This is a genomic window from Sphingomonas radiodurans, assembly GCF_020866845.1.
Taxonomy (GTDB): domain Bacteria; phylum Pseudomonadota; class Alphaproteobacteria; order Sphingomonadales; family Sphingomonadaceae; genus Sphingomonas; species Sphingomonas radiodurans.
The window spans coordinates 3,553,056-3,565,478 of the sequence record NZ_CP086594.1; the positions used below are offsets into that span (position 1 = coordinate 3,553,056).

13 protein-coding genes are annotated in these 12,423 nt (G+C 65.8%); 8 read left to right on the top strand and 5 right to left on the bottom strand.

Annotated features, from left to right (window positions below; all coding sequences use genetic code 11):
- The first annotated feature begins 99 nt into the window (after nucleotides 1–99).
- Nucleotides 100–666, top strand: a complete 567-nt coding sequence (locus LLW23_RS16855) for a CHAP domain-containing protein (RefSeq protein ID WP_228946655.1) — start codon at nucleotides 100–102, stop codon at nucleotides 664–666.
- Between the two features lie 251 nt (nucleotides 667–917).
- Here LLW23_RS16855 and msrB read toward each other — a convergent pair whose 3' ends face one another.
- Nucleotides 918–1,415, bottom strand: coding sequence for a peptide-methionine (R)-S-oxide reductase MsrB (msrB, locus tag LLW23_RS16860; protein ID WP_228946656.1), 498 nt, complete (start codon nucleotides 1,413–1,415; stop codon nucleotides 918–920).
- Nucleotides 1,416–1,545: 130 nt separating this feature from the next.
- Here msrB and LLW23_RS16865 point away from each other — a divergent pair, with 130 nt between their 5' ends.
- Nucleotides 1,546–2,766: a glutamate-5-semialdehyde dehydrogenase gene (locus LLW23_RS16865; RefSeq protein ID WP_228946657.1), complete on the top strand. Its 1,221-nt coding sequence runs from the start codon at nucleotides 1,546–1,548 to the stop codon at nucleotides 2,764–2,766.
- Here the strand turns inward: LLW23_RS16865 and LLW23_RS16870 are convergent, their stop codons facing one another.
- Together LLW23_RS16870 and LLW23_RS16875 are read right to left on the bottom strand one after the other, a co-directional pair.
- Nucleotides 2,767–3,114 carry a hypothetical protein gene (locus LLW23_RS16870; protein WP_228946658.1) on the bottom strand — a complete coding sequence of 116 codons (348 nt, stop codon included), beginning with the start codon at nucleotides 3,112–3,114 and terminating at the stop codon, nucleotides 2,767–2,769.
- Nucleotides 3,115–3,157: 43 nt separating this feature from the next.
- Entirely contained in the window at nucleotides 3,158–4,450 is a 1,293-nt protein-coding gene (locus LLW23_RS16875) for a methyltransferase family protein (protein WP_228948622.1), read from the bottom strand.
- Between the two features lie 85 nt (nucleotides 4,451–4,535).
- Between LLW23_RS16875 and LLW23_RS16880 the strand changes: the two genes are divergently transcribed.
- The gene (locus tag LLW23_RS16880) at nucleotides 4,536–5,030 is read left to right on the top strand and encodes a GAF domain-containing protein (RefSeq protein WP_228946659.1); all 495 of its coding nucleotides are present in this window, start codon (nucleotides 4,536–4,538) and stop codon (nucleotides 5,028–5,030) included.
- A gap of 140 nt (nucleotides 5,031–5,170) precedes the next feature.
- A complete protein-coding gene (locus LLW23_RS16885) occupies nucleotides 5,171–6,445 on the top strand; it encodes an RcnB family protein (protein ID WP_228946660.1) in 1,275 nt (424 codons plus the stop codon).
- A gap of 161 nt (nucleotides 6,446–6,606) precedes the next feature.
- Here LLW23_RS16885 and LLW23_RS16890 read toward each other — a convergent pair whose 3' ends face one another.
- Nucleotides 6,607–7,911: a M28 family metallopeptidase gene (locus tag LLW23_RS16890; protein WP_228946661.1), complete on the bottom strand. Its 1,305-nt coding sequence runs from the start codon at nucleotides 7,909–7,911 to the stop codon at nucleotides 6,607–6,609.
- Between the two features lie 135 nt (nucleotides 7,912–8,046).
- Here LLW23_RS16890 and LLW23_RS16895 point away from each other — a divergent pair, with 135 nt between their 5' ends.
- Nucleotides 8,047–8,841 (top strand): hypothetical protein, encoded by a 795-nt coding sequence (locus LLW23_RS16895; RefSeq protein ID WP_228946662.1) that lies wholly within the window; start codon nucleotides 8,047–8,049, stop codon nucleotides 8,839–8,841.
- A gap of 41 nt (nucleotides 8,842–8,882) precedes the next feature.
- Here the strand turns inward: LLW23_RS16895 and LLW23_RS16900 are convergent, their stop codons facing one another.
- Nucleotides 8,883–9,335, bottom strand: coding sequence for a universal stress protein (locus LLW23_RS16900; protein ID WP_228946663.1), 453 nt, complete (start codon nucleotides 9,333–9,335; stop codon nucleotides 8,883–8,885).
- A gap of 107 nt (nucleotides 9,336–9,442) precedes the next feature.
- Between LLW23_RS16900 and LLW23_RS16905 the strand changes: the two genes are divergently transcribed.
- From LLW23_RS16905 to lpdA, 3 genes are read left to right on the top strand one after another with little or no spacing between them, the layout of a single operon-like run.
- Complete coding sequence (locus tag LLW23_RS16905) at nucleotides 9,443–10,780, top strand: pyruvate dehydrogenase complex dihydrolipoamide acetyltransferase (RefSeq protein ID WP_228946664.1); 1,338 nt, start codon at nucleotides 9,443–9,445, stop codon at nucleotides 10,778–10,780.
- 1 nt (nucleotide 10,781) lies between these two features.
- Nucleotides 10,782–10,979 (top strand): hypothetical protein, encoded by a 198-nt coding sequence (locus tag LLW23_RS16910; RefSeq protein WP_228946665.1) that lies wholly within the window; start codon nucleotides 10,782–10,784, stop codon nucleotides 10,977–10,979.
- Between the two features lie 3 nt (nucleotides 10,980–10,982).
- On the top strand, nucleotides 10,983–12,383 hold the full coding sequence (lpdA, locus tag LLW23_RS16915) for a dihydrolipoyl dehydrogenase (protein WP_228946666.1): 1,401 nt from the start codon (nucleotides 10,983–10,985) through the stop codon (nucleotides 12,381–12,383).
- Nucleotides 12,384–12,423: the final 40 nt, after the last annotated feature.

The following is a 12,423-nucleotide window of genomic DNA, read 5'->3' on the forward strand; positions in this document are numbered from 1 at the left end:
GCAACACCGTTCGTCCGAATAGGTTCCCGCAGCTATTGGTATATCTTCCGACCCCCCGTAGCCCCGCTGCAACGAACATCCGCTGACCGGGGGGTCGCAATGAATTTCAAGAATTTGACAGCGCGTTTCGCGCTGATGGCATCGTGCGCCCTGATGACGGCCACCGAAGCAAGCGCACAATTCTGGCAGTGTGCGCCTTACGCCCGCGAGATCTCGGGCATCCAGATCCGCGGCAACGCGAATACTTGGTGGGGCCAGGCTGCCGGCCGTTACGACCGTGGCGATACGCCGAAGATCGGTGCGGTCCTATCGTTCCAGTCGACCCGCCGCATGCGCGTCGGCCACGTGGCGATGGTTAGCCAGATCGTCAGCGACCGCGAAGTGCTGCTTACCCACGCCAATTGGTCGCGCCGCGGCGGGATCGAACGTGACGTGCGCGCAATCGACGTCTCGCCGGCGGGCGACTGGAGCATGGTGAAGGTTTGGTACGGCCCCCAGGGCGGCCTCGGCACCTCGAGCTACCCGACCAACGGCTTCATTTATTCCGATCAGGCCCCCTCGGCCCCGACGCTCGATCGCGACCTCGACGAGACCCGCCTTGCCAACATCACCATCGCCACTGCCGCAGCCGTGCCGATGAAGGGCGCCGTCACGATAGCGAATTGAGCCGCTCCACGCAGGGCAAAGCTGGGCATCGTCATGCCGGGCTCGTCCCGGCATCCACTGCGGTACTTGATCATTGGCCGAAGAGTGTGTGGTAAGGTGGACGCAGGAACAAGCCCGGCATGACGGATGAGCATGGCCCGCTTTTCCGCACCCGCTTGTTATCCCGGACTTGATCCGGGATCCCGCTTGTTCTTCACAACTTGAATATTGGTTTCCGGACCAAGCTCAACGTCGATGTAACGGCACCCAAATCACGCCGCGCGAAACGCCAGCGACAGCCCATTCATGCAATAGCGCTTCCCGGTCGGCTTCGGGCCATCGTCAAACACATGCCCGAGATGCCCGCCGCAACGCCGGCAACGCACCTCGGTCCGTGCGATCCCCAGTGTCGTATCGGTCCGCGTCGCGACGGCATTGCCGAGCGGCGCCCAGAAGCTCGGCCAGCCCGTGCCGCTTTCGAACTTGGTTCTCGACGAGAACAGCGGAAGCGCGCAGCCCGCGCACATGAACACGCCGCTGCGCTTCTCCTTGTTGAGCGGGCTGGTGTAGGGCCGCTCGGTATTCTCCTGCCGCAGCACCGCATACGCCGCCGGGGACAGTTTCGCGCGCCACTGCGCATCGGTCAGTTGATACGCGAAGCGCTTGCTCGCGGCATCGGCGGGCGAGGCACCGCACGCGGACAGCGCAACGGTGATCGCCCCTGCACCGAAGCCGAGGAGCGTGGCGCGACGATCGAACAGATTGGTCATAGCCCGAATATAGGGTGCCTCGCGTCGGAGCAAAGTCACCAAAACACACTGCGACTCGCCGGCACTGCGCGCGCGTGATACGTCGAGCATCATGCTCGACACCGCATCGCCCCGCACAATGGTCGCCACCATGGCCACTGACGCGCGCCACGCCGCCGCCTGGCTCGCGCAAACCCCGACCGAGCACCGCCGCGCCGCACTGCGCGAAGCCGCCAGCGCGATCCGCGCCGCCGTCGATACGATCCTCGCGGCCAACGCGGCCGATATGGCGAAGGCCGAAGCGAACGGCCTTTCTCCTGCGATGCTCGATCGCCTTCGCCTAGACGCTGGCCGCGTCGCCGCGATGGCGGACGGCGTCGCAATCGTCGCGACGCTCGCCGATCCGGTCGGCGAGGTGATCGACACCGCGACTCGCCCCAACGGCCTTGTCCTGTCGCGCGTACGCGTGCCGATCGGGGTGATCGGCATCATCTATGAGAGTCGCCCCAACGTCACCGCCGATGCAGCAGCTCTCTGCGTCATGTCGGGCAACGCCGTGATCCTGCGCGGTGGCTCAGAAGCCGTCGAAAGCAACGCCGCGATCCACCACGCCTTCTGCGCCGGCCTGGAAGCCGCCGGCGTCCCCGCCGCGGCGGTGCAGCGCATCGCCACAACCGATCGCGCCGCCGTCGGCGCGATGCTCGCCGCCGAAGGCGCGATCGACCTCATCATTCCGCGCGGCGGCAAGAGCCTCGTCGCGCGCGTCCAGGCCGAGGCGCGCGTGCCAGTCCTCGCGCATCTCGACGGCATCAATCATATCTTCGTCCACGCGTCTGCCGATCCGTCGATGGCCGAGGCGATCGTCGTTGACGCCAAGATGCGCCGCACAGGCGTGTGCGGCGCAATGGAAACGCTGCTGATTGACTCAAGCTATCCCGATCCCGCGCGGCTCATTGCAGCGCTAACCGCTGCCGGCTGCGAAGTCCGCGGCGACGATCGTGTCCGCGCCCTCGCAAGCGTCGGACCCGCCGCCGATGCCGACTGGGACACCGAATATCTCGAAGCGATCTGCGCCGTCGCCATCGTCGATGATCTCGACGCCGCGCTCGCGCACATCGCCCGCCACGGCTCGCGCCACACCGACGCGATCGTCACGACCGACGCGGGTGTCGCCGAACGCTTCCTCGCTGAAGTCGATTCGGCAATCGCCCTGTGGAACGCCTCCACGCAATTCGCCGACGGCAGCGAGTTCGGCCTCGGCGCCGAAATCGGCATCGCCACCGGCCGCCTCCACGCCCGCGGCCCGGTCGCGCTCGAGGGGCTCACGACCTACAAATGGATCGGTCGCGGCACTGGGCAGGTGAGGGGCTGACTAGCCGAGCGTTGCGTGAGCGCGGCCCGTCAGCGCCGCCAGTTCATCGAACAGCGCCTGATCGATCATCTTGAAGTTGAAGCAGGTCTTGCCCTGCCGCCGCTTCTCCAGCGCAGGCGAGATCCCCTCTGCCAGCTCAGGCGCGGTGTAGAGCGGCATCAGATGATAGGCGACGTAGCTCTTCTTCACCGTCACCGTGCCGAACCAACCCGGCTTGCCCGTCTTCGCGTCGATCGCGTTCGTGCGGACCACCAGATCGCCCGGCGCATCGCGCTCGATCATCTGATCGCCCGCCACCCCGAGCATGGTCTGTCGCAGCGTCGCAAACACCGCCTCGAAGTCGCTCATGATAGCCTCCCGCGGCGCAGTGAACGTCCGCCGTCCGCCGCCGTCAAGCGGTCACGCGCGGCCGCCCCCTGATCCACCGGAAGAATCGCGGCACAGGCCCGTTCCGCTCGATCCAGTCGCTGTATTCGCGATACGCCGGGTCCGCGCCCAGATGCCGCTCCTCGGTCCGCGCGCGCCAGTAATAGATCCCGCTCACCACCCCCAGGATCAGAGTCGCGCGCGCAGCATCCACCATTGATCCGGTCGACAGCAGCGGGATCGTTGAGATCCACCAGAACAGGTTTTTCGTCAGATACGCTGGGTGCCGCGACCAAGCATAGGGCCCGTGCGTCATGATCCCGCGATGCGTCAGGTTCGAAAAGCGGATGCCGAACGCCATCGTCGCCCAGGCATAGATGCCGGTCAGCACCACTAGCACCGCGCCCACGATCGCAAGCGCCACCGGATGCCCCTGCAGCCAGTACGTCCATTCCGCCGTGCCCGGGTGGTAGTCCAGCGGCCCGCCCGCATCCATCAGCAGGAACGGCGGATAACACATCAGTGCCGCCATCCACCCCGCCGCATAGGGGTTGGCGGTGCGGATATGCGCGTCGAGCGGTCGCATCGTCAGCATATAGCCGACCGTCGCGAACGCCACGTCGATCACGAACATGAACGTGATCAGCCACTGCGCCAGCCGCACCGGATCGGCGAAGATGCCGAACGTTGGTGTGCGTACGAACTCAGCAAAGCCCGGCGGCACGATCGCCAGCATGAAGGCGAGAAAGAACGCCTTCACCCCCCACGACCGCAGATGGTTGTAGATCGCTTCGGGCGCCGCCGTCCCGGTATGCGTCAGCCACGCGCCGAGCGCCCACGTCCCGTCGCGCGGCTCTACCAGCCGCCGGTCGAGCCAGATCACATAGGGCACCGATGCGATGAACAGCCACGGCGCCGCTACCCCGAAGCACCACATCGCGAAGGAGAAGTTCCCCTCCCAGTAAAACCGCCCGGTGGCATAGATCAGCGCGATCCCAGCCCATGTCGCCCAAAGCCCGACGAGCTTCACCAAACTCACGTCGATCGTCTCGCGCCACGGCGCCACGTTGGTCCACTCGATCCCGGTCGAGACGCGGCGATGCACCTTGTCGACCAGCAGCGACCACAACACCATCGGCACGCCGCACGCCACCAGGTTCATCAGCGCCGCATACGGCCCGTCCATGCCATAAGCGCGCGCCACTGCGATCCACCCGATCAGCCCGGCGAGCCCCGCCAGCCCGACGCCATGCGACACAGCCGATGCCGGTCGCGGATCGGCACGGCTGGCGGCGGCGAGCGTAACGTCGTGATACATCGCCGCGGCCGATAGCACCGAACTGGTAAGCATCGCGTAAAGGAACCGCTCGCCGCCCGCGCTCGCCGCGGCTACATCCACCGCCATGTACCAGTTCGACATCGCCGCCCCCACCGCGGACTCCGACAAGGCCGAGCTCTACCGCGAGATCATCATCGCGCTCGACGCGCTGACCGCCGGCGAGCCCGACCCGATCGCCAACATGGCCAATGCCGCCGCCTTGCTATGGCAATATCTGCCCGATCTGAACTGGGCCGGCTTCTACCGCCTGGTCGATGGCGAGCTGGTGCTCGGACCGTTCCAGGGCAAGCCGGCCTGCATCCGCATCGCGCTCGGCAGCGGCGTGTGCGGCGCCGCCGCTGCGACCCGCGCGACGCAGCTGGTGCCCGACGTCCACGCCTTTCCCGGCCACATCGCCTGCGACGTCGCCAGCGCCTCCGAACTGGTCGTGCCGATCGTCGCCGACGACCGCGTGATCGCCGTCCTCGATCTCGACAGCCCCAGCACCGCCCGCTTCGACGCCGCCGACGCCGCCGGCTGCGAAGCCATCGCCGCGCTGTTGGCGCCGCGTATCGCGTGACCGATTGGGGCCCACCTCCGCCTCGTCCCGCCCCATTCCGGGACAGCCCCGGAGCTGGCGACTCCCCCAAGCCAATGGTAAGCAACCCGTTAAGACGGCGGGCGTTGCGCGCCATGGTGTGTGATCGGGGAGACGAAACGATGCGAACCCTATTGGCGGCGACAGCGATGCTGTCGATGGCGGCAGCGACCGCGGCGCAGGCGGGCGACCGCGTGGTCGTGCGCGGTGGCAATGCAGGCGGCTGGAGCCGGCCGAGCACGCCGGGCGGCTGGAACCGCCCGAACCCGGTTCGACCCGGCGGCTGGAACCGCCCGACTCCCGGCCATCCTATGCCGAACCATCCGGTCACACTGCGTCCCGGCGGCTGGGGCAAGCCGACCGCGCCGCACGGCGGCAACTGGGGCAAGCCAGGCGGCTGGAACAACGGGGGGTATAACGGCGGCCATGTCGTCAACCGTCCACGCTGGGGCGGGCATATTCAGGGTCGCTGGTGGGGCGGTTCGCGCGCGCCGGGCGGTTGGGGCGCTTATCAGCGGCCGGTGCGCGGCTGGGTGCTGCCAAGCTACTGGGTCACGCCGAACTGGTACATCAACGACTGGGCGGGCTACGGCCTGCCGCAGCCGACCGCGGGTTATAACTGGACGCGGTATTACGACGATGCCGTGCTGATTGACGGTCGCGGCTCGGTCTACGATACGATCGGCGGCGTCGATTGGGATCAGTACGATGCCGACGGCGTGGATTACATTTATTACGACCAGGGCTACGGCCAGGCGCAGGGATACGGCCAGCAGAGCCAGGCCTATAACCAAGGCTACGACGGCTACGCTTATCAGGGCCAAGGGCAGGGCTATGGCGCGCCCGGTGCCCCGTATGGCTATCCACGACAGGACAGTGGCCTCGGCGGTGCAGCTGTCGGCGCAGTCGTCGGCGGGGTCGCGGGTGCGGCGATCGCGGGGCGCGGCAACCGCCTCGGCGGCGCGCTGATCGGCGGCGGTGTCGGTGCCATCACCGGCTATACGATCGACAAGGCCGAGGATCGCGGCCGCCGCGTTCCGCCGCCACCGGGCTATGGCGCCGGCTATGCGCCCCCACTAGCGCACGGCTACCCGCCCGCGATCGGCACTCGCGCCGTCGCGCCGCCTCCCATGGTCCACCACAATGGTGGTCAGGTCGTCACTGGCGGCACCACCGTCGTCACCAGCGGCGGCGGTTATGGCGCGGGCGGCTATTACGCCAACGGCTATTATTATCCCGGCGCTAGCGTCACCACTGTCACCGTCCAGAGCCAGCCCGTGGTGACCACCACAACGACCGAGATCTGGGAAGACAGCGTCACCTATTCGCGCCCCGCCGCGAAGAAGGTGTGGAAGAAGAAGACATGGCGCCCCGCACCCAAGTGCGTCTGCCGCTGAGACAGCTTACCGGGGGGTAAGCGAGCGCCGCTCCGCCATCACAGGCGGGGCGGCGCTTTTTTGTGCTGCTCCCCGGCGAAGGCCGGGGCCCAGTTGCGGTCCGCTCGAAACTGGACCCCGGTCGTCGCCGGGGAACAGCTCACGTAACCCGAGTCCAAGTCTCACCGCCGCGCAGCCCGCCCCGCAAAGCTTACGATGCTCTCGGCCCCGTCGGCCCCGTCGGCCCCAACCGCCGCCACCCCGAAATAATGATCGTCGACCGACACTTCCTTCAGCATCGCCTCGGTCGCCCCCGTTACCACGCGTTCGTCGCTCCAGTCGGCCTTGTCGTTGCGCCGCCAGCGGATCTTGTACCGTGCCGCGCCCGGCACCGCCTGCCACGAAACAGTCGTATCGCGGGAAAGCTCGCCGGAAACCGTCACGCCCGCGGGCGCACTCGGTGCGGTGGCCAACCGGGCGATTGCCGCCACGTTGATCGCCGTCACCTTCGCCAGATAGGTAAAGTCCATCCCCTCGATCGTGTCGCCATACACACGCCCGTTCTCGGTGCGCAGGTTCTGGTGTTGGCGATCCCAATTCTCCGCGCCCACGGTGAAGCGCACCGCTGGATAGCCCTCGCGCAGGAACGGCTCGTGATCGCCGCCGCGGCCGAAGCGATCCGGGCGCCGATCGACGAACACGTCGAAGCGGCCGGGCAGGGTGTCCGCCACGCCGTCGATCGCCTTGGCCAGCGCGCGGCTCGGCCCGTCGTCCTCGCCGCCGATCGCGCGCCGTTCGGTCGCCTCCGCCAGGCTCTCGCTTACGCGGATGCCCTCGGAGAACAACCGCACGCGATCCGCCACGCGCAGCCCGTTCTGCCCGACCGAATTACCGACGATATCGTTGTTCAACATCGCATCGATCTGCCACCCGCGCGCCTTCGCGGTCTGCGCCAGCAGCGTCGCGCCAAGCAGTCCCTGCTCCTCGCCCGAGAAGGCAACATAGACGATCGTCGCGACGAACTTTTCCTTCGACAGGATCCGCGCCGCTTCCAGCACCAGCGCAACGCCGCTCGCATCGTCGTTCGCTCCCGGCGCGTCGGATGTCGTGTCCATCACGTCGCTCACCCGGCTGTCGATATGCGCGCCGACGATGATGTAGCGGTTGGGATCGGTTCCGCGCTGCATCCCGAGCACATCCTCGATCACCACGCCGCCCGGCGCGCGCGCATTGACGAAGCGGCGCGACAGCCGCTCCACCGTTATACACCCGCCACAGCCTTGCCCGATCGTGGCGAACTCACGCGCCACCCAGTCGCGCGCCGCGCCGATCCCGCGCACCGGATCGGTCGCCGATGACGCCGAATGGCGCGTGCCGTATGAAACGAGCTTCTCCACCGACCCGCGTAGCCGCTCAGTGGACGGGACTTCGCGTGCTGCGACAGGGGTGGTGGTAAGGAGGGCGGCGAGGGAGAGAATGTGGCGCATTTCGCGCTGTTGCGGCGAAATGGCGCGGCGAGCAAGCGGGCTTTGACCGATGCGTTGCGGGACGATAGACCTTTTGCACAATACCATAAGGTCGCGAGTCTGTTCTCTCACTCCTGAAACAGGATCGCTCGTTCAATGACCAAGATTTACGCCGCGCTGCTTGGCAGCGCCATAATGTTCGCCACTCCGGCAGTCGCGCAAAGCGTGTTCAACGGCACGTGGAAAGGCGATCCGAAGTCGGGCGTGCTCGAGGCGAAGCCCGACAAATACGTGTTGAAGGGCAATACCTACTCCTGCGAGACTTGTATTCCCGCCTATTCGACGATCGCGGACGGCGCATTCCATGCCGTCGCCGATCGCCCTTATTGGGACGAGATCGCGATCAAGACCGTCGATCCCCGCACGGTGACCTTCCAGTTCCGCAAGGACGGCAAGATCATCGGCGAGAACAAGCGCGTCGTTTCCGCCGACGGTAAATCCACCACCGTGTCGGCGAGCAACACGAACAACGCCGCCGGCACGAAGGTCGAACAAAGTACCGTGCAACGCCGCGTCGGCGCGCCGGTCGCCGGTGCGCATCTGATCTCGGGCGAGTGGCGGACGGACGAGAAGACGACGAATGTCACCGACAACGCGTTGCTCCTAACGCTGAAGGTGGAGGGCGATACCTTACGCCTGACGTCGCCGATGGGCGAAACGCTGGATGCTACGTTCGGTGGCGATTATGCGCCCAACGTCGGCGATCCCGGCAAGACGATGACCAAAGCGGCGCTGCTCGCCGCCAACAAGCTCGAGCTGACCGACATGCGTGACGGCAAGGTCGTCCAGGTGACTACCTACACCGTGTCGCCGGATGGTCGCACGCTCGACGCCAGCTGGAGCGATCCGCGCGACGGCTCGAAGGGTACGTACAAGGCAACTAAGCAGTAAATGGCGCCGCCCGTCGTTCCGGAAAACGGGGCGACGGGCGTTCAACTCAGCCGGTCGATCGCCTCGTGATCCAGGCTGCCCGGAATGATCATCAGCGGCACCGGCAGCGCGCCCACTTCGCCCGCGAAATGCGCCACCAGCGCGCCGGGCGGGCCGTCGGCCGCTGCGCCCAGCACCAGCGCGGCGATCTGCGGATTGGCGGCGATCAGCTCGCGAATGATCTTCGGCCCATCGCCCTGCCGTACCGTGATCGAGGGCCGCAGTCCCGCCTCGGTCATCAGCGTGCCCGCCGCCTGCGCCACCAGCCCCTCGGCATGGCGCTGCGCTTCATCCTCGATCGTCGCTTGCACGCCGCCGAACGCGATGAACTCCTGCGGCTCGATCAGCGCCAGGATTTCCACTCCGCCGCCGGTCTTCACCGCGCGCCGCGCAGCAAAGCGCAGCGCGATCTCGGCCTCGGGCGTATCGTCGATTACGGTCAGATAGATGCGCATGGTGCCGCCCTGTTGGGAGCCTGCGTTATCCGCCTGCGGGGTTGACCGCGCAAGGGCTCGGCGCGAGAGACGTGGCGCCTTCCCCGGGAACCGTTCGAGAAACCATCATGCCGATCGAGATCAAGATGCCCGCGCTCTCCCCGACGATGGAGGAGGGCACGCTGGCGAAGTGGCTGGTCAAGGAAGGGGACACCGTCAAATCCGGTGACCTGATGGCCGAAATCGAGACCGACAAGGCGACGATGGAATTCGAGGCGGTCGACGAGGGCGTTGTGTCGAAGCTCGTCGTTGCCGAAGGCACCGATGGCGTGAAGGTCGGCGCGGTCATCCTGCTGCTCGACGCCGAGGGCGAGGCACCGGCGGCGCCCGAGAAGTCGGCGCTGCCTGAGAAGGCTTCGCCCATTCAGGAAGCGCCGAAGCAGCCTGCCGCCGAAATCGTCAACGACACGGTCGATCGCGAAACCGGCGAACCGGTGAGCGCCGAGCTGACCGAAGCCAAGGCGCCCGCCGCCGAAGCCCCTGCGAAGGCGCCGGCGGACGGCACGCGCCGCGCCGCCAGCCCGCTCGCGCGCCGGATCGCCGCCGACAAGGGCATCGATCTCGCGACGATCACTGGCTCCGGACCCAATGGCCGCATCGTCAAGGCCGATCTGGAAGGCGAACAAGCGGCGGCACCAGCAGATGTTGCGCCTGCCCCCGCCAGCGAAGCATCCGCCCCCGCCGCACCGGCTTTTGCGGTGTCGCTTGTGCCCGAAATCCCCCACGAAGCCACCAAACTTAGCAACATGCGCAAGACGATTGCGCGCCGCCTGACCGAGTCGAAGCAGCAAGTCCCGCACATCTATCTCACCGTCGATGTGCGCCTCGACAAGTTGTTGAAGCTACGTACCGAGCTCAACGAAAGTCTCGCCAAGCGAGATGTGAAGCTTTCGGTCAACGATCTGATGATCAAGGCGCTTGCCGTTGCCTTGATGCAAGTGCCCAAGTGCAACGTGATGTTCACGCCGAACGAGCTGATCAGCTTCAAGCGCGCCGACATCTCCGTCGCCGTGTCGACGCCAGAAGGCTTGATTACACCAGTGATCACCGAAGCCGATGCCGCATCGCTATCATCTATCTCCACCCGCATGAAAGACCTCGCCGCCCGCGCTCGCGATCGCAAGCTGAAACCCGAGGAATTTCAAGGCGGCACCGCATCGCTCAGCAACATGGGTATGTACGGGATCAAGCAGTTCGATGCAGTGATCAACCCGCCGCAGGGCATGATCCTCGCAGTCGGCGCCGGCGAAAAGCGGCCGTATGTCATTGATGATGCACTAGAAATCGCAACGGTGATGAGCGCCACCGGCAGCTTCGATCACCGCGCGATCGATGGCTCCGATGGCGCTGAATTGATGCAGGCTTTCAAGACATTGTGTGAAAGTCCGTTGGGTATGCTCGCCTGACATGAACCGCGCAGTTGTGATCGAGCTGCTGCATCTCGCCGCCGGCCTGATGCTGACGCTGGCGATCTTTCGCGCCGCCGTCTGGGCCTATCCGCAAGGCGCAGAATCGCTCAACCCGGTAGGTTGGGCGACGATGCTGGCGGTGCTGGCAATGAGCGTACCCGAAGTGATGAAGGCCGCGCGCGAACCGAGGAATTGAATAGTGTCAGACACTTATGATCTCGTCGTCCTCGGCTCCGGGCCGGGTGGCTATGTCGCCGCAATCCGCGCGGCGCAGCTCGGGCTGAAAACTGCGATCGTCGAGCGCGAGTTGCTCGGTGGCATCTGCCTCAACTGGGGCTGCATCCCGACCAAGGCGTTGCTGCGCTCGGCGGAGATCTTCCACTACATGAGCCACGCCAAGGATTATGGGCTCAGGGCCGAAGGAATAGCCGCCGACCTTCAAGCCGTCGTGAAGCGTTCGCGCGGCGTCGCCAAGCAACTCAATCAGGGCGTCGGCCACCTGATGAAGAAGCACAAGATCACGGTGTGCATGGGCGACGGGAAGTTGTCCGGTGCAGGAAAACTCACCGTCTCCGATAAGAATGGCAAGCCGATCGAGCTTCAATACAAGAACGTCATCGTCGCCACCGGAGCCCGCGCCCGCGACCTCCCGTTCGCCAAGGCGGATGGCAAGCGCGTCTGGACCTACCGCCACGCCATGACGCCCACCGAGCTGCCGAGCCGGCTGCTGGTGATCGGCTCCGGTGCCATCGGCATCGAATTCGCAAGTTTCTACAACGACATGGGATCCGAGGTTACGGTGATCGAGATGCTCGATAGGCTTGTCCCGGTCGAGGACGCCGACGTCTCCACGCATCTCGAAAAAGCGCTGAAGAAGCAGGGCATGACGATCATGACGTCGGCGGGCGTCGCCGCGCTTGAAGTCAGCGACAGCGGCGTCACAGCAAAGCTCAAGGACAAGGCCGGTAAAGAAACTACCGCCGAGTTCAGCCACGTCATCGTCGCGGTTGGCATCGTGCCCAACACCGAGAACATCGGGCTCAAGGAACTCGGCATCGCGACCGACGAGCGTGGCTTCGTCATTACCGACACTGCGTGCCGCACCAACGTCGCAGGCGTCTGGGCGATCGGTGACATCACCGCGCCGCCGTGGCTCGCACACAAGGCGATGCATGAAGGCGTCATCGCTGCGGAAGCAATCGCCGGCGGTCACCCGCATGCGATGGATCCACGTAACATTCCCGGCTGCACCTATTGCCGCCCGCAGATCGCCAGCGTCGGCCTTACCGAGGCGAAAGCCAAGGAAGCCGGCCACGAGGTGAAGGTCGGCACCTTCCCCTTTATCGGTAACGGCAAGGCAATCGCACTCGGCGAATCCGACGGTTTCGTGAAGACGGTGTTCGATGCCAAGACCGGCGAATTGCTCGGCGCCCATATGATCGGAGCTGAGGTAACCGAGCTGATCCAGGGGTATACGATCGGCAAGACGCTCGAGACGACAGAGGCTGAACTGATGGGCACCGTCTTCCCGCATCCGACGATCAGCGAAACGATGCACGAGGCAGTCCTCGCCGCCTATGGGCGGCCGTTGCATATCTAGTGTTTGTCCGTCTCCCGTCGGTAGAGGGAAGGGGCCCGCC